Origin of the sequence: Uliginosibacterium sp. sgz301328, assembly GCF_041807905.1 — a bacterium.
Classification (GTDB): Bacteria; Pseudomonadota; Gammaproteobacteria; order Burkholderiales; family Rhodocyclaceae; genus JBGVSA01.
In genome coordinates, this window is the sequence record NZ_JBGVSA010000008.1 from 1 (window position 1) to 16,314 (window position 16,314).

Consider the following 16,314-nt stretch of genomic DNA (forward strand, 5'->3'; position numbering starts at 1 on the left):
AAATTCGCGCAGCCTGCGCGGCATGTCTCCCTCGTCTTCACTGCCGTATAGGCAGCTCAGAAAAGAGGTTGCGGCGGGTGGACAAAACCGCTGCCCTTCACTGCCGTATAGGCAGCTCAGAAAGTCGATGCTGCTGTCGAACTGCTGCCCTTTGACTTCACTGCCGTATAGGCAGCTCAGAAATCTTCGAACTCGGCGAAGCTGGTGAAGAACTCCTTCACTGCCGTATAGGCAGCTCAGAAAACTCAGATAAACCTCGGGCCTTGCGTTCAGACCTTCACTGCCGTATAGGCAGCTCAGAAAAGCAACAGAAGGCCGATGACGGCGGCCGCCACCTTCACTGCCGTATAGGTAGCTCAGAAAGACACGTAGCCGCCAGCATCGAGCTTCAGACTCTTCACTGCCGTATAGGCAGCTCAGAAAAGCACCTTCATGCGCCTTGCGTGGGCGCTGATCTTCACTGCCGTATAGGCAGCTCAGAAATTGACCAAACGCCGGCACCTCCGCGGGCCTGGCTTCACTGCCGTATAGGCAGCTCAGAAATTGATCGTGAAGCAGTTGTGGCCGGCGACGAACTTCACTGCCGTATAGGCAGCTCAGAAAAGCAAGCCCTTGAACTGGCCTTTGCTGATCGTCTTCACTGCCGTATAGGCAGCTCAGAAATGGTCAAAGTCGTTCTGATCAGCAACGAATCGCTTCACTGCCGTATAGGCAGCTCAGAAATCTCAGCTCGGACGAGAGCGCCGTCACATCCCCTTCACTGCCGTATAGGCAGCTCAGAAAAACTATCAGTCTGCCGCCGCCCAGGCCCAATCCTTCACTGCCGTATAGGCAGCTCAGAAATGCACGCACGCAGGTACATCGCCTGACGTTCTCTTCACTGCCGTATAGGCAGCTCAGAAAAAGAGATGGGGCCGGATGTCGGCATGCCGAAGCTTCACTGCCGTATAGGCAGCTCAGAAATGCGCGGCGCCCTCAATGAGATGCATACCAGCCTTCACTGCCGTATAGGCAGCTCAGAAAGAATCGGGACACGGGGTCCAGCGCAACATCCTCTTCACTGCCGTATAGGCAGTTCAGAAAGCTTCGTGGATCGGCTCAAACTCGGCTTGATCCTTCACTGCCGTATGGGCAGCTCAGAAATGCAAAGGCCAATATTTCGCGTAGTCGCCGAACTTCACTGCCGTATAGGCAGCTCAGAAACACGCATGAATTGAAGAGCAGCTTTGGGATGTCTTCATGACAGCGGACCGGAATACGCCGGTTCAACGTTATTGGCCTGGGCGCAACAGCGGGGCATCAGGCTCGATTTCGTCCAGCCCGGCAAGCCGCAGCAAAACGCCTATATCGAGCGGTTCAACCGGACGGCCAGATACGAATGGCTGTCGCAGTACGAGTGGGAAAACCTCGAGCACGTGCAGGAACACGCCACGCGCTGGATGTGGTCTTACAATCACGAACGCCCACATATGGCTCTGGGCGGATTCACACCGAAACAGCGGCTGGCCATGGCGCATCCCACATCAGGCGCTGGGAATGAGGACCCTGGCGTAAGCTCTTGCTTTAGCTGCATAACCTGAGCAGATTTCGCTGCATCAATACACCTGATTAAAAAGGAATTCTATGATTATTCGTTCAGTCGAACCTTCCGATGTAGAACCATTGCTCGACATGCTGAAAAAAAGTGGTCAGTTTGACGATGAGGGGTTATTGCATGTACGGGAGACTCTAAAAAATTATTTCTCCGGCGAATTCGATGAGTTATGGTTTAGTGCCGAACAAGAGGGGCTCGCGGGTATTGCATATTGCGCCCCTGAAGTCATGACCAATAATGTCTGGAACTTGTTGATGCTATGGGTCAGTCCTTCCCGGCAGCGTCAGGGAATCGGCAACGCCTTGATCAATCAGATCGAAAAAGAATTGAGAAAGAAAAATGCCAGACTATTGTTGGTCGAGACATCGAGCCTTATCGATTTCAGCGCGGCTCGGGCGTTCTATGGCAAGCAGGGTTTCGTCAGTGAGGCGAGAATACGTAATTACTATGCTATCAATGAAGACAAAGTGATCTTTACAAAAGATATGCGGGAAAAATCACATCCCAGCCTCTAATGAAGCTTGGCGGAACTGGCTGATAAATGGGATGGCCGTACGTTTGCGTGTATTAATCGCGACTTAATCTGACATCTGGCATCGAAAAGCCAAGAGCTACCGGTTTTGATATGGGGGTCGAATCCTCATACAAAACACGAGGTAACTCTCATGCTTCATACCAAAAATCCCATCATCAAGCGCAAACCTGGAGTGACCTGCTGCCCTATAGGCAGCTCACAAACCAGTCACTCCCGGTTCGGAATTCTTCTTTCGAATCGGTCTTCCACTTCTCCGATGTAGGCGGAGAGGGTATTGCCTGTTTGATCGACATGCGCGCGCACGTCCTGCTCTAGCCGGTCGATGCGTGTCAGCACGGCGGTGTCGCGATTGACGGCTTGTGCGCGCAGCGCTTCGAGTTCTGCCGCGAGGTAGTTGCGCAGCTCGGTGAAGCGCGACGCTTCGGCCTGGTCGGCCAGCTCGCGTTGGGCGGTGATTTCCTTGGCATGGCGACGTGACTCGATGAGGATCGACGTCTGCATGTACAGCGCGAAAGCGAGGAACAGCACCGCCAGCAGCACCATCAACGCAAGCATGATGATGCCAAGGGGCGCGGTGATGGTGGTGAAGATCAGCGAGAGCTGCGTGGGCGCGACGAATGCCGTCCAGTTGATGGCGGCGAACAGCGCGATGAGTACGATCAGGACAACCAGCAGCAGGCTGCGAATGGACATGGGATGTCTCCGGCGTCGAGGTGGCGAGGTGCTCGCCGATGCAGAATGATGCCACAACGCCCCATTACGATCGCTGATCGGCGCGCATCGGGCTGCGCCGCGCCACGTGCGTTCAGCGCGCCGCCCAGAATGCCTGCTGCATCGCGGCGGTTTCCTCGACCAGTTCCGGGATCGGGCCGATCAGTTCCACCGGCTTCTGGCAGTGGTCGAACACGTAGCGCGAGGATACGCTCATGGTCGGGTTTTCGTCGTGGGCGCCGGTCAGTGCCAGCAGGTGATGCTCGGTCATGCCGAATACCACGCGGCCGATGTTTGCCCAGTACGCGGTGCCGGCGCACATGCAGCACGGCTCGACGGCCGTGTAGAGCGTGCAGCTCCACAGAAAGTCAGGCGTGAAGTTGCTTGCCGCCACGCGCGCAAGCGTCGATTCCGCGTGATTCACGGTATCGATATTGCACTGTTCGAGCAGCACGGTTTCCTGGTCCGGGCCCACCAGGATCGCGCCGAACGGATGATGGCCCAGCGCCATCGCACGACGCGCGACGTCGTTGGAGCGACGCAGGTGCCGGATGATCTGTTCGCGCGTCGGGACGAGACCTTGTGCGGGAAAGGCCGATTCAGGAGCCGTGATCATGGTCGCTTGGGCAGGGTGATGGCGATGCGGGCCATTCTATCGATGCGGTGCCGTGCGCCGACACGGCGGCATGGATAAGCACTATGCCGCCACCGCATGTCACGCGTCCGGCCGATCGTCAGTGTTTGTTGTGGCGATTGTGGCCGGAGACCGCAAACAGGTAGGCGATCACACCGAGCAGCAGCAACCACAGGGCGCCGGGTTCATCGAAGGGGATCAGCGACAGCGATGCGCCATCGGGAATCTGCTGCGCGGCAGCCCGGGCGGGCAATGCCGGCAATGTGCTCGTCAGTGCGAGCAGGAGTCGGGGCGGGGTCATGGCAAGGTCCTACGGGTCGAACGTTTCATTTGCGCTACCGGACACGGACGCTTTGCATCGCCCTTACGCGGCCGGTAACGACGCCTCGCGGGCGCCGTATATTCAAAATGTAGCCTATTGTGCGTTAATTCAAACGGCCCCACCCGAAAGGGACAGGCTATTGTCAGCATTTGTCGCGACGATGATGGATCGCACCTTGATTATGGTGATTTCGATACGGCCGCGACGGCGTCCGACGCAGTGGCGCGCGGCGACGGATGCATTGCTCGAAAGCAGACGGCATATGCGTTCGCATTGCTACAGTCGCCGCCTCACGGCGCTGGCCTCTTGTGCTTGGCCGGTTACGGAACAGGATCTGCGCAAATCATGACTTCGGATGACATTGTCGGCGCTGGTGACGCACTCGGCCCCGCCGAACGAGCGATCGTTGCGAGGGCTGAGGGGCTGACCATCGAGCAGTCGCTGTCGCTGCTGGACGAATATCGCGCCTCGCCAGACCGCGCGCAGGTTGCGGCGGCACTGGCGCGCCGGCTCACGGAGCGTTTCACAGATGACGGGCGGGTCTGGTACGCCTATGGTCGCGCGCTGCAATGCAGGGACGCCGGTCACCCGGAAATCGCCCGCGCCTTTCGCCGCGCGCGGCAGCTTGGTGCCAGCGTCGAGCTCATGGCCTGTGTCGAACTGGAAAAATCCTTGCGCGAGCGTGGTCGATACGCCGAGGCCGAAGATGTCTTTCCGAGCGTATTGCCGTGCGGCGCCGGCACGGCAAGTGAACTCAACAATCTGGCCGTCGCCTGGATGGACCAGAACCAAGGGAACGACGCGTTCTGGCTGATGCTCAGGGCCGCAAACGTGTCGCCCGACGAGGTCGTCCGCCGCAACCTCAGCCGGGTCATCGAGCACGCCGAGCGAAGCCCCGAGGTGCTGGACGCGCTGCGCCGGGTGGTCGAGCGCTATCCCGACGATCACTATCTGTTGCTCGGCCTTCTCAAGCGCGAGCTGTTCGAAGGGCTTTACGATGAGGCGCGGGCGACGTATCAGCTCTTGATGGAAGGTGATTCCACCGACCCGGACCGCGCTCTCGCGCAGGCCGAGGCGCTGCGCTATTTCCACCAGCCGGAACAGGCCGTCGCCATTGCCGATGCCGCTTATCGCCATGCCAACGGAGCGCGTGCGGAACTCGGTGTCCTGCTGGCCGATGCGCTATGGGACTGTGGTCGTCATGACGAATCCGTGGCGCTGCTCGAAGATCAGCATCGGCGCATGGCGGACGACGTCATGACGCAATTGATGCTGGGCGAGGGGCAACTGCGCCGGGGCGACTGGGCGGCGGGTTGGGCCAACATGGAAGCCTTGTGGCGGCAACCGGGGTGGCCCGCCGGCCGCCAGCGGATCGAAGACGTACTCGGCGTGCCGCTGTGGCAAGGTCAGTCGCTGGCCGGAAAAACGCTGTTCGTGTGGCAGGAGCTTCAGCTCGGCGACGGTATCTGGCTGGCGCGATACCTGCCGGCCGTGGCGGAGCACGTGAAGGCATTGGGCGGCCAGGTGATGTTCGCCGGCTGGCGCAACGAGTACGGCAGGCTGCTCACGCGTTGCGCCGAGTACCACTCGATACAGGTGCTGGATTTGCAGTCGGCGGAGGAACTCGACGGGTTCCACTTGCCCATGATGAGTTGCTGCAGGGCGTTCGGTTTTACCGACGCCACCGTGCCGATTCTGCCCTACATGCCGGTCGATTGCCGGGCGGTGGATGCATGGGCAGCCCGCCTCGAACGACGGCCGGGCCGGCGCGAAGTCGGGCTGGTCTGGCGCGGCAGCCGGTTCCATCGGCGCGACTACTGGCGCTCGATGCCTGTCGACGTTGTCGCGCGGCTGTGCGACATGCCGAACGTGCGTTTCCATTCGATCAACCCCGCCTCCAACGCAGAGGCCGCCGCGTTGCGTGCCGCCGGCTGCGACGTCGTCGACTGGAGCGACGCGCTGCCCGACTTCGACGCAACGGCGTCGCTGCTATGCGTGCTCGACCAACTGGTCAGCGTGGATACGTCGGTGGTTCATCTGGCGGGCTCGCTGGGCGTGCCAACCTTGCTGATGGTCGATCGCGGCAACGCTTACCTGTGGGGCGTGGAAGAGGGCGAGCGCACGTGGTACGACTCGGTACGCGTCATCCGGCAGGCGCGCATCGGTGATTGGTCGGACGTCGTGCAGCGCGTGCAGGCGAGTCTGGCAGCCGGGCCCGCATAGGGCGCCGTGCGTTAGGTCTGGTCGCCGGTGTCGCGCAAAGGCGGATACTTGCGCGCGTTCATGGCGATCTTGTTGCGCACGGCGGCGTCGATGTCGATACCGAGCACCATGGCGATGCGCACGAGATAGAGCAGCACATCGGCGACTTCTTGCCGCACGTGCTCCGCTTCATTGGTACCCATGACGCCTTCGGCCTCGGCGTCAGTCTTCCACTGGAAAATTTCGGCCAGCTCGCCGACTTCGCCCGTCAATGCCAGCAGCAGATTGCGTGGATTGTGAAAACGATCCCAGTCGCGCTCGCGCGCGAACTCGGCCAATGCGGCTTCAAGCGCTCGCGTATCGATCAGGCGATCGCTCATTGGTAGCCCTTGAAGCCTTCGAGCAGGATCACATCCAGCTCGCGTCGCAGACCCGGTTCGACCTCCACGGCGATGCGGCCGATCAGGCGGGCGCTGGTGAAGCGCGAGGTGATCGGTGTTGGATCATCCTGCGACAACAACAGGATCGGCCGGCCCTGTGCTTCGTTGCGCAGCGGCTGGATCAACTGGTAGTGGTCCTGCGGATGTGCGCTCGGCGCCCAGGCGACGTAGTCCGGCTGGATATCGCGCAATTCGTACAGCATGTGGGCCAACAATGTGCGGTTGTCCGCCAGCAGGATGGCGTGCGGGTTCTCGGCCAGATACGGACGCAGGGCGTGCGCCAGCGAATCCCAGCCGCGCATGCGCTTGTACGGATCGACCTTCGCCGTCATCGGCTTGCCCGCCACGTGCAACACGTCGGCAAGGTGATAGACGCCCAGCATCAGGACGATGTTGATGCCGATGGCGATGGTCCACCAGCGCGCGCGTAGGCGGGACAGCCATGCCACGGCCAGCAGGGTGGCCGCGTACAGTGCGGGGGCGGCCCAGTTGCCGTTGGCCTCCGAACGCGCCGCTTGCGCAAATACCAGCGCCAGCAGGGGCAGGGAGAAGCATGCCAGCAATCGCACGCGGTCTTCGCGGCGATGGCGCCATGCCGCGACCAGTGCGCAGACGAATGCAACGGCCAGGCCCGGCCCGAGCGAACCAACCTGCGCGAGCAGGAATTCTCCCGGATTGCCGCTCTTGTCGTTGAGCCCCTCGACGTGCGTGATGTCGGCGGTGTGGCGCAGCGTCGGGAAATCGTGTGACCAATTCCACAGGATATTGGGCGCGACGATCAGCGCGGCCAGCGCCACGGCGGCCCACAGACGCGGGTTGCCCAGCGTGCGGCGGCGTGAAGGTTCGATCAGCACGTAGAGAAGCGCCGAAGCGCCGAAGGCGGCCATCGTGTACTTCGACATGATGCCCAGCCCGACGGCGGCGCCCAGCAACAGCCAGTCGCGCCAGCGATTCTTGTCCAGCGCGCGCACGAAGGCCGCCATGGACAGCGCCCAGAAGAACATCAGCGGCGCATCGGTCGATACGAACAGGCCCAGCGCCGACACAATGGGCAGCAACGAGAATGCGATGCCGGCGCGGAAACCGATGCGCGCATCGAACAGGCGCGTGCCCAGCCGGAAGATCAGCCACGAGGTTGCCGGGTACAGGATCAGCGAGGGCAGCTTGACGGCGAGCGGACCGTCGCCGAATACCGCCGTCGTCAGGCCGATGAGCCAAGCGATGACGGGCGGTTTGGAGTAGTAGCCCCAATCGAGTTGCTGCGCCCAGGTCCAGTACTGTGCCTCGTCGACGTAGAGCGTGATCCCCTGCCGCGGGATCACCCACAGGCGGTAGGCCGTGAGCAGCAGCAGCCACGTCAGCAGCAGCGTGCCTTGCGGCAGGCCGTCAGCGCGTTGTGTTGCGTTGTTCGTGTTCGGCAGCATCAGTGCACGCGCACCAGGACCACGCCGCCTTCGCGGCGCAGGACGTCGACGGGTGCGTCCGGGGGCAGGCGGTCGGCACGGGTGATGGCGAGCTGGCCCGACACCGGCTGGCGCGCGGGCGTGATCTGCTCGCGATAGACCGAGAAGCTCGGCACATTGAAGTTCCACGTCACCGCATCGCCGGGAATGTCGCGCGACGCGATGGCGGTGCGCTTGATCGGCCCCTGCAGAAGTTCGCCCACCAGGGGCGTCACGGCAAGCGCAAGCGCCAGCGCGGTGAATATCGCAATGACACACTGGCGGCGCCACACCTCGATGCGCGGGGCGATGGTGACGAACAGCGCCACGCAGATCGCCACGCCCAGCACGCTGTAGTAGGGCGCCAGGTTGAGATTGACCACCCGGCCCAGTTGCATCGCATAGTACTGATCCCTGATCCAGCCTGCCGCCAGTGCGTGTTGCAACAAGGCGGGCAAGGCGGCGAGCAAGGCCAGCAGCGCGAGCCCCGGCAATGCGCCCACCCAGGCGCGGCGAATCGTCTCGCGGTGCAGGGCGATCAGCACGAAGAGCGGCGTGCAGCCATACAGCGCGTAGTGCGGCAGCTTGGTGCCGGACAACGAGAAAAACACCACGACGAACAGGCACCACGTCCACAGAAAGCGGCGCAACGGATCGCGCAGGTCGCTCGCCAGATGACCGACGGCCGCCACCAGCCAGGACAGCCAGGGCAGCAGCAGCACCGGCACCATCAGCACGTAATAGAAGGCGCTGCCCGAATGCCCTTCGAGCGGGCCCGAGAAACGCTCGACGTTGTGCTTGAGGAAGAAACCGTCGATGAAGTCCTGCCCGTGCACGTGGTATTCAGCGGCGTACCACGGCAGCGCCACGGCGATCAGGATCACCCAGCCCAGCGGGTTGAACACGCTGCGCAGCCAGTCGCCGAGCCGGCCCGAAAATAGGCAATACAGCATCGTGGTGGCGCCCGGCACCAACAGCGCGATCGGTCCCTTGGTCAGCACGCCCAGTGCGATCCACAGATAGCTGCGCAGCAGCGGCGCGCGCGCGCCGGTTTCCAGGTGCCGCCAGGCGTCGAACAGAGTCAGCGCCAGCAGCATGTTGAGCAGCGCATCGGCGGTGGCGGCGCGGCCGATGGCGAAGACACCGATGCTGGTCATGCCGACGATGGTCGCCATCCAGCCGGCATCCTTGCCCGCGCGCTGGGCGGCGAACAGGCCGGCGGCATGACACCACACGGCGGTAGCGATGGCCGAGGGCAGGCGGAATGACCACTCGCTCGGGCCGAACAGCCACATGAAGAAAGCCTGGCACCAGTAGATCAGGATCGGCTTGTCAAAGCGCGGCGAGCCGTTGAGCCACGTGGAGATGAAATCGTGGCGCACGAACATCTCGCGCGTGGCGGCGGAGAACGCGCCTTCGTCGACATCGAACAGCGGTGCGCCCGCCAGATTCAGCGTAAAGACAAACAGCGGCAACAGCAGGAGCAGCAGGCGGGCGCGCGGTGACAGGCCCTCGGGTGCGAACAGGCTCATTGCGCTTGATGCCAGTCTTCGGCGTCGGCCGGTACGTGCGGATCGCGGATCTGGTACTGCTTGGCCGCGCCCGACTCAAAGTAGATGCGTGCCAGCGTTTCGGCGATCACGCCCGACAGCACGAACTGCACGCCCATGATGATCGAGAAGAAACCCACGAACAGCAGCGGCCGCGTGCCGATCGATTGGCCGAGCACGAGCTTGACGAACGCCATGTAGAGCAGGATCAGCGAGCCGAGGCCTCCCAACACCAGCCCGACTCCGCCGAAGAAGTGGCCGGGGCGCGTGCGGTAGCGCATGAAATAGAACACCGACACGAGGTCCAGAATCACGCGGAAGGTGCGCGAGATGCCGTACTTGGATTCGCCGTGGATGCGCGGATGGTGCGTGACCACTTCTTCGCGGATGCGGCGCGGCGTGGTCACCGTCGCCAGCCATGCCGGGATGAAGCGGTGCATTTCGCCGTACAGGCGCACGTTCTTGATGACCGATGCGCGGAACACTTTCAGGCTGCAGCCGTAGTCGTTCAGGCGCACGCCCGTGATGCGGGCGATCAGGCGGTTGGCGATGCGTGACGGAATCTTGCGCAGGAAGAGGCCATCCTGCCGGTTCTTGCGCCAGCCGGCCACGAGGTCGAGGTCTTCGCGCAGCAGGCGCGACACCATGCGCGGGATGTCGACCGGATCGTTCTGCAGATCGCCATCGAGCGTGACGACCACGTCGCCGCGCGCGGCATCCAGACCGGCCTGCATGGCCGCGGTCTGACGGAAGTTGCGCATCAGTTCCAGCACGCGCACGTGCGGACCGTATTGCTTGACGGCGCGCTGCAGCTCGAGCGGCGTGTCGTCCGAGCTGCCGTCGTCGACGAGAATCAGTTCCCACGGCCAGGGGTAGTGCGCCAGCCCTTCATGGACGCGCGCCACCATCGGCGCCACGTTGTCCTTTTCGTTGTACATGGGCACCACCACCGACAGGCGGTGGGGCGGCAGCGTTTCCAGCGCCAGGTCGGTCTGCGGAACTGCGACGGGGAGTTCGGTCGTCATGGTGTGTCGGATATCGAATTTGTCGTTGTGCGTGCGCCCGGCAACAGTACGGCGGCAAGGCCGCCGCCGACCAGGGCGCAACTGATCACGAAAAGATGCAGCGCCAGCGCGGCTTGCAGTCCGTCGGCCAGCATTATGCCGTGCGGACGCATCAGCGCGGCGCCGCCGGCCTCATAGGTGCCAAAGCCTGCTACGCCCTGGATCGGCAGGATGGCGGCCAGTTCCACGCCCATCGCACCGGCCATGCCGGTGGCCAGCGTGCTGCCGAGCACGGCGCTGAGCAGCCAGGCCTGGGCGGCAAGCTTCACCGACCAGTTTGCGACCGTCCACAACCAGCTCCGCATGGAGCCGCGCGTGGATTCCGCGAGTGCAGCGCGCAGCTTGATGGTGATCTTCTGCAGCTTGCCGTGGCTGTCGAGGACTTCCGGATGGTTGCGTGCCCAGGCGGGAATCGCCCACGCCGCCGCAGCCACCGCGCCGATCCACAGCAAGCGCAGCCAGACGGGCAGATCCGGCCAGACCAGCGACGCCAGCGCCAGCACGACGAAGGCATCCTGGATGCGCAGCCACAGCAGGGCCGCCACGGCGCGGGTGGGCGCCACGCCGAACCAGCGTGACAGTAGCAACGGGAAAGCCGCTTCGCCACTGCGGAAGGGCAGGATGTTGACCGAAGCGTTGTGAACGAGGGTGATGCGCAGGATGCCGGCGTAGCTGACTTCGGTCGTGCGACGGAATTCGTCGTAGACACGACCGGCGCGCAGCAGATACGTGACGGCAAAAGCCGCCACCGCCACCGCCAGCTGCCAGATGTGGATCTGGGCCAGCCGGGCTCCGACGCCTTGCCAGTGTGCGCCCTGCACGAACCACACCATCAACGCTGCGGTGAATACGAGCGCAACGAGCCTGCTCAGCCACGTCGAGAGCGTGGACGGCTTGCGGCTGGGTTCGGTGGGCGAAGGATGGGTCAAGGCGCGCGGGGCGGTTCAAAAAGGCGAGCCGCGCAGTTTACCATTGCGGGAGCGACTTTCCGGGCCTGTCGCTCGGATCGTCCCGATTGATGCCGTTCGCCGTGGCGAGGCATCGTTCAAGTATCCTTGCGAGCCGTCGCCAACCCGTCATTCGATCGTCCGTTACGACCCATGGCAATACTCATGTTCGACCGCTCGTCCGCGAGCCCGCCCATCGACGAGGATGCGTTGCGGCTATTGCACCGTGCAGGCAGCCTGTTGCTGGAATACAACCTGCGCACGGGCCTGCTGCGCCGTCGCATGCACGAGCTGGCCGAGTTCCTCGGCATCCCGCTGTTCGTCGATACGGGATATTGCTCGATCTCGCTGCACACGCCGCGCGGCAGCCTGCATCACCACGCGCATGAATTACGCATCAACGTGGGGCTCAACGCCGCTGTGATGCGAGTCGTGGACGACGTCATCGCCGGCCATATCGACATCAAGACCGCGCTGGCGCGCCTCGATACCGTCGAAAAGACCACGCCGCGCCACAATCGCTGGCTGCTGGCCGGGATCTTCGGCGCCGCGGCGGCCGCGCTGGCCATCCTGCTGTCGGCAGACCTGGGCGCGACGCTGACGGTGGCGCTGTCTTCGGCCCTCGGCCTGCTGGCGCGGCAGGAACTGGCCAAGCGCCACGTGATGCTCTTCGCGCTGCCGTTTACCGCCGCGCTCATCGGCTCGATCCTTGGCGGCATCGTCATCAATGCCGGCTGGACTGCCACCCCCGGCATGTGCCTGATCGTGCCGGCGCTGATGCTGGTGCCGGGGCCGCACCTCATCAACACACTCTACGACGCCATCGAAAACGACATGCACACCGCCTTGCCCCGGCTGGGGCTGGCGGCCGGCATCCTGCTGGCGGCGGCGAGCGGGGTGTTCCTGGGCGGCTGGCTGACGCTGGGCTGGACCACGGTCCCGGCGGGAAGCTCCGGCGTGACCATCCAGTTGTGGGCCGACATGCTGTTGGCCGGCGTGGCCGCCTGCGGTTTCGGGGCTTTCTACAATGCGCCCTGGCATGTGCTGTGGACGTCGATCATCGCCGGCATGGTCGGCCACGGCATCCGCTATGTGTGCCTGCAGCACGGCATGCCGCTGGAAACCTCCACGCTGCTCGCCTGCTTCACGATCGGCATCATTTCCAGCGTGATGGTCAAGCGCCTGCGCGTGCAATTCGCGGCCGTGGCCTTTGCCGGCGCGGTGCCGATGATGCCCGGCGTGCTCATGTACCAGGGCATTGGCGGCGCGATGCAGATTGCCCTGTCGCACGGGAACGCTACGGCGCAGTTGGTCGATTTCACCAGTTACAACATAGTCAAGGCATCTTTCGTCGTCGGGGCGATGGCCATCGGGCTGGTGCTCGGGGAGCGCATCACGAGACTCCTGCGCGGACCGGCACATTGAATCGCCGCGTGAGCCTTCGCTTGATCGAGGGGCGGCGGGTCGCCGGCCCCGTCCCGTGTAAAATTGCGCCCCTATGAATCCGGCCGCATCTTCCCGGGCGCTCGAAACGCTCCGCCACGTCTTCGGTTACGACGCCTTCCGCGGCGAACAGGCGGCCATCGTCGAGCATGTGGCCGAAGGCGGCGATGCGCTGGTGCTGATGCCCACGGGCGGCGGCAAATCGCTGTGCTACCAGGTGCCGGCGTTGCTGCGGCCCGGCTGCGGCGTGGTGGTGTCGCCGCTGATCGCACTGATGCAGGACCAGGTCCAGGCGCTCACCCAATTGGGCGTGAAGGCCGCGTACCTCAATTCCACGCAAAGCAATGACGAAGCCGCCGCCGTCGAGCGCGCGCTCGTCGGCGGTGAGCTCGATCTGCTGTACGTGGCGCCAGAACGGCTGATGACCGGGCGCTTCCAGAATCTGCTCGACCACGCCCATATCGCGCTGTTCGCCATCGACGAGGCGCACTGCGTGTCGCAGTGGGGGCACGACTTCCGCCCCGAGTACATCCAGTTGTCGGTGCTGCACGAGCGGTTCCCGGAGATTCCGCGCATTGCGCTCACCGCCACCGCAGACGACGCTACGCGGCAGGAGATCATCCAGCGCCTGGCGCTGGCGGATGCCCGCGTTTTCCTGGCCAGTTTCGATCGCCCGAACATCCGCTACACCGTGGTCGAGAAGGACAACCCGCGCAAGCAGTTGCTGCGCTTCATCCGCGCCAACCACGACGGCGACTCGGGCATCGTGTATTGCCTGTCGCGCAAGAAGGTCGAGGAAACCGCGGCGTGGTTGCGCGGCGAGGGCATGCGCGCATTGCATTACCACGCCGGGCTCGACGCCAGTACGCGCGAATCGCATCAGACGCAGTTCGTGCGCGGCGATGGCATCGTCATGGTGGCGACCATCGCTTTCGGCATGGGCATCGACAAGCCGGATGTGCGTTTCGTGGCGCACATGGACCTGCCCAAGAGCCTCGAGGCCTATTACCAGGAAACCGGCCGCGCGGGCCGCGACGGGCTGCCGTCGAACGCGTGGATGGCCTATGGCCTGCAGGACATGGTGCTGCAACGGGAGATGATCGAACAATCGCAGGCGCCGGACGAAATCAAGCGCGTCGAGCGCCGCAAGCTCGAATCGCTGCTGGGCTACTGCGAAGCCGCGGCGTGCCGGCGGCAGGTATTGCTGCGCTACTTTGGCGAGGAGTCCGAACCCTGCGGCAACTGCGACATGTGCCTGAATCCGCCGCAGACCTGGGACGCCTCCGTGGCCGCGCAACAGGCGCTGTCGACCATCTACCGCAGCGGCCAGCGCTACGGCGCGGGCCATCTGGTCGACATCCTCACCGGCAAGGCCACGCCGAAGGTGACCGAGCGCGGTCATGAGAATCTATCGACGTTCGGCATCGGCAAGGATATTTCCGCCACGCAATGGAGTGCGCTGCTGCGCCAGATGGTGGCGCAGGGGCTGGTCGGCGTGTCGGAACATGGCGGACTGCTGTTGCAGGAAGAGTGCCGTCCGGTGTTGCGCGGCGAGGCGGCGTTCCAGGCGCGCCGTGTGCGCGAATCCGCGCCGAGCGGCGCTTCCAGCGTGCGGCGCGAGATCGAATTCGAATCCGATGAGGCGCGCACCCTCTGGGCCGCCTTGCGCCAGTGCCGCCGCTCGCTGGCCGAAGAGCAGGAAGTGCCTGCCTACATGATCTTCGGCGACGCCACGCTCAAGCTGATGCTGGAAAAACGGCCGATGAGCCTCGATGCGATGTATCAACTCTCTGGCGTCGGCGACCGCAAGCTCGAAGCCTACGGTATGGCTTTTCTCGAAGTGATCCAGTCGCACCAGCGCCAGCACGGCTGAACGGGCAGGGCATGCGCGGGGCGCCGCGTGGCGCAATCGCCTACAATAGCGGTCTTTGTCGCATTCAAGATCGCTCCAGCATGACTACCGTCCGCACTCGTTTCGCTCCCAGCCCGACCGGTTACCTGCATATCGGCGGCGCACGCACCGCGCTGTTTTCGTGGGCCTTTGCCCGCCATCACAAGGGCCAGTTCGTGCTGCGCATCGAGGACACCGATCTTGAGCGCTCCACGCCGGCCGCCGTGCAGGCGATCCTCGACGGCATGAGCTGGCTCGACCTGGGCTGGGACGAAGGCCCGTTCTACCAGATGCAGCGGATGGAGCGGTACAAGGAAGTCCTCGCGCAGATGCTCGACGCTGGCACCGCCTATTACTGCTACACCACCCCGGAAGAACTCGACGCCATCCGCGAAGCGCAGCGCGCCCGCGGTGAAAAGCCGCGCTATGACGGTCGCTGGCGCCCCGAGCCGGGCAAGACGCTGCCTGCCGTGCCCGAAGGCGTGAAGCCGGTGGTGCGTTTCAAGAATCCGACCGCGGGCGCGGTGGCGTGGGACGACCTCGTCAAGGGCCGCATCGAGATCTCCAACACCGAGCTGGACGACCTGATCATCGCGCGCCCGGACGGCACGCCCACGTACAACTTCTGCGTGGTGGTCGACGATTGGGACATGGGCATCACCCACGTCATCCGGGGTGACGACCACGTCAACAACACGCCGCGCCAGATCAACATCCTGCAGGCACTGGGCGCCACGCTGCCGCAGTATGCGCACCTGTCGATGATCCTCGGCGACGACGGCACCAAGCTGTCCAAGCGCCATGGCGCGGTGAGCGTCATGCAGTATCACGAAGACGGCTATCTCAAGGACGCCGTCATCAACTATCTCGGCCGCCTGGGCTGGAGCCACGGCGACGATGAAGTCTTCTCGCGCGAGCAATTCGTCGAGTGGTTCGATCTGGACCACATCACGCCGTCCGCCGCGCAGTTCAACACCGAAAAACTCAAGTGGCTGAACGCGCATTACATCAAGCAGACCGATCCGGCCGAGTTGGCCCGCGATTGCGCCGAGCGCCTCGCCGCGCGTGGCGTGTCGGTCGACGGCGGCCCCGATCTGGCGCAGGTGGTGACGCTGTATCGCGAGCGCGTATCGACGTTGGTTGAACTGGCCGATGCGGCGGCTGCGTATTACACGGCGCCGGCGCCGTCCGAAGAGTTGGTCGCGCAACACCTGACCGATACGGCGCGCGCTGCGCTGGCGTCGCTCGCCGCACGCCTGAAGGATGCAAGCTGGGAACGTGCTGCGCTCAATCAAGCGATCAAGGACACCTGCACCGAGCACGGGCTGAAGATGCCGCAAGTGGCGATTCCGCTGCGCGTCAAGCTGCTTGGCGTGCCGCAAACGCCGTCGATCGATGCCGTGCTCGAAGTCATGGGCCGTGAGCGCGTGCTGGCGCGCCTGAGGTAATGCGAAAGGCCCCTGCATAGGCGCCGTGGCATGACAAAACAAAGCCTCCGAAATGGAGGCTTTGTTCTATGCTCGTCCTCATGCCGTCGAT

13 protein-coding genes, 1 pseudogene and 1 CRISPR repeat array are annotated in these 16,314 nt (G+C 63.7%); of the genes and pseudogenes, 6 read left to right on the forward strand and 8 right to left on the reverse strand.

The window, feature by feature from the left end; genetic code table 11:
* The first annotated feature begins 35 nt into the window (after positions 1 to 35).
* Positions 36 to 1,203: a CRISPR direct-repeat array (repeat unit 28 nt; unit sequence CTTCACTGCCGTATAGGCAGCTCAGAAA).
* A gap of 38 nt (positions 1,204 to 1,241) precedes the next feature.
* Together ACDA63_RS07770 and ACDA63_RS07775 are read left to right on the forward strand one after the other, a co-directional pair.
* Positions 1,242 to 1,514, forward strand: a pseudogene (locus ACDA63_RS07770) (transposase); the annotation flags it as partial.
* A gap of 109 nt (positions 1,515 to 1,623) precedes the next feature.
* Positions 1,624 to 2,109, forward strand: a complete 486-nt coding sequence (locus tag ACDA63_RS07775) for a GNAT family N-acetyltransferase (RefSeq protein ID WP_373662652.1) — start codon at positions 1,624 to 1,626, stop codon at positions 2,107 to 2,109.
* Positions 2,110 to 2,336: 227 nt separating this feature from the next.
* Here the strand turns inward: ACDA63_RS07775 and ACDA63_RS07780 are convergent, their stop codons facing one another.
* From ACDA63_RS07780 to ACDA63_RS07790, 3 genes are all read right to left on the reverse strand, one after another.
* Positions 2,337 to 2,822 (reverse strand): hypothetical protein, encoded by a 486-nt coding sequence (locus tag ACDA63_RS07780; RefSeq protein WP_373662653.1) that lies wholly within the window; start codon positions 2,820 to 2,822, stop codon positions 2,337 to 2,339.
* A 112-nt stretch (positions 2,823 to 2,934) separates the two neighbouring features.
* The gene (locus tag ACDA63_RS07785) at positions 2,935 to 3,456 is read right to left on the reverse strand and encodes a nucleoside deaminase (RefSeq protein ID WP_373662654.1); all 522 of its coding nucleotides are present in this window, start codon (positions 3,454 to 3,456) and stop codon (positions 2,935 to 2,937) included.
* 118 nt (positions 3,457 to 3,574) lie between these two features.
* The gene (locus ACDA63_RS07790) at positions 3,575 to 3,775 is read right to left on the reverse strand and encodes a hypothetical protein (RefSeq protein WP_373662655.1); all 201 of its coding nucleotides are present in this window, start codon (positions 3,773 to 3,775) and stop codon (positions 3,575 to 3,577) included.
* 366 nt (positions 3,776 to 4,141) lie between these two features.
* Here ACDA63_RS07790 and ACDA63_RS07795 point away from each other — a divergent pair, with 366 nt between their 5' ends.
* Positions 4,142 to 6,019: a hypothetical protein gene (locus ACDA63_RS07795; protein ID WP_373662656.1), complete on the forward strand. Its 1,878-nt coding sequence runs from the start codon at positions 4,142 to 4,144 to the stop codon at positions 6,017 to 6,019.
* Between the two features lie 11 nt (positions 6,020 to 6,030).
* Here ACDA63_RS07795 and ACDA63_RS07800 read toward each other — a convergent pair whose 3' ends face one another.
* The 5 genes from ACDA63_RS07800 to ACDA63_RS07820 are packed head-to-tail and all read right to left on the reverse strand — an operon-like array spanning position 6,031 to position 11,423.
* Positions 6,031 to 6,378, reverse strand: coding sequence for a nucleotide pyrophosphohydrolase (locus ACDA63_RS07800; RefSeq protein ID WP_373662657.1), 348 nt, complete (start codon positions 6,376 to 6,378; stop codon positions 6,031 to 6,033).
* Entirely contained in the window at positions 6,375 to 7,862 is a 1,488-nt protein-coding gene (locus ACDA63_RS07805; RefSeq protein WP_373662658.1) for a glycosyltransferase family 39 protein, read from the reverse strand. Before ACDA63_RS07805 ends, ACDA63_RS07800 begins: the two co-directional genes overlap by 4 nt.
* Complete coding sequence (locus tag ACDA63_RS07810; RefSeq protein ID WP_373662659.1) at positions 7,862 to 9,412, reverse strand: ArnT family glycosyltransferase; 1,551 nt, start codon at positions 9,410 to 9,412, stop codon at positions 7,862 to 7,864. Before ACDA63_RS07810 ends, ACDA63_RS07805 begins: the two co-directional genes overlap by 1 nt.
* Positions 9,409 to 10,455: a glycosyltransferase family 2 protein gene (locus ACDA63_RS07815; protein ID WP_373662660.1), complete on the reverse strand. Its 1,047-nt coding sequence runs from the start codon at positions 10,453 to 10,455 to the stop codon at positions 9,409 to 9,411. The genes ACDA63_RS07810 and ACDA63_RS07815 overlap by 4 nt, the downstream gene beginning before the upstream one ends.
* Complete coding sequence (locus ACDA63_RS07820) at positions 10,452 to 11,423, reverse strand: lysylphosphatidylglycerol synthase transmembrane domain-containing protein (protein ID WP_373662661.1); 972 nt, start codon at positions 11,421 to 11,423, stop codon at positions 10,452 to 10,454. The genes ACDA63_RS07815 and ACDA63_RS07820 overlap by 4 nt, the downstream gene beginning before the upstream one ends.
* A gap of 171 nt (positions 11,424 to 11,594) precedes the next feature.
* Here ACDA63_RS07820 and ACDA63_RS07825 point away from each other — a divergent pair, with 171 nt between their 5' ends.
* From ACDA63_RS07825 to gltX, 3 genes are all read left to right on the forward strand, one after another.
* Entirely contained in the window at positions 11,595 to 12,866 is a 1,272-nt protein-coding gene (locus ACDA63_RS07825) for a threonine/serine exporter ThrE family protein (RefSeq protein WP_373662662.1), read from the forward strand.
* Positions 12,867 to 12,939: 73 nt separating this feature from the next.
* Positions 12,940 to 14,757: a DNA helicase RecQ gene (recQ, locus tag ACDA63_RS07830; protein ID WP_373662663.1), complete on the forward strand. Its 1,818-nt coding sequence runs from the start codon at positions 12,940 to 12,942 to the stop codon at positions 14,755 to 14,757.
* Positions 14,758 to 14,837: 80 nt separating this feature from the next.
* Entirely contained in the window at positions 14,838 to 16,223 is a 1,386-nt protein-coding gene (gene gltX, locus ACDA63_RS07835) for a glutamate--tRNA ligase (protein WP_373662664.1), read from the forward strand.
* Positions 16,224 to 16,314: the final 91 nt, after the last annotated feature.

Excerpts from the sequence above, each read along its gene's own strand:
- ACDA63_RS07775 (WP_373662652.1), top strand. The coding sequence starts at position 1,624 with ATGATTATTCGTTCAGTCGAACCTTCCGATGTAGAACCATTGCTCGAC.
- ACDA63_RS07780 (WP_373662653.1), bottom strand. The coding sequence starts at position 2,822 with ATGTCCATTCGCAGCCTGCTGCTGGTTGTCCTGATCGTACTCATCGCG.
- ACDA63_RS07785 (WP_373662654.1), bottom strand. The coding sequence starts at position 3,456 with ATGATCACGGCTCCTGAATCGGCCTTTCCCGCACAAGGTCTCGTCCCG.
- ACDA63_RS07790 (WP_373662655.1), bottom strand. The coding sequence starts at position 3,775 with ATGACCCCGCCCCGACTCCTGCTCGCACTGACGAGCACATTGCCGGCA.
- ACDA63_RS07795 (WP_373662656.1), top strand. The coding sequence starts at position 4,142 with ATGACTTCGGATGACATTGTCGGCGCTGGTGACGCACTCGGCCCCGCC.
- ACDA63_RS07800 (WP_373662657.1), bottom strand. The coding sequence starts at position 6,378 with ATGAGCGATCGCCTGATCGATACGCGAGCGCTTGAAGCCGCATTGGCC.
- ACDA63_RS07805 (WP_373662658.1), bottom strand. The coding sequence starts at position 7,862 with ATGCTGCCGAACACGAACAACGCAACACAACGCGCTGACGGCCTGCCG.
- ACDA63_RS07810 (WP_373662659.1), bottom strand. The coding sequence starts at position 9,412 with ATGAGCCTGTTCGCACCCGAGGGCCTGTCACCGCGCGCCCGCCTGCTG.
- ACDA63_RS07815 (WP_373662660.1), bottom strand. The coding sequence starts at position 10,455 with ATGACGACCGAACTCCCCGTCGCAGTTCCGCAGACCGACCTGGCGCTG.
- ACDA63_RS07825 (WP_373662662.1), top strand. The coding sequence starts at position 11,595 with ATGGCAATACTCATGTTCGACCGCTCGTCCGCGAGCCCGCCCATCGAC.
- recQ (WP_373662663.1), top strand. The coding sequence starts at position 12,940 with ATGAATCCGGCCGCATCTTCCCGGGCGCTCGAAACGCTCCGCCACGTC.
- gltX (WP_373662664.1), top strand. The coding sequence starts at position 14,838 with ATGACTACCGTCCGCACTCGTTTCGCTCCCAGCCCGACCGGTTACCTG.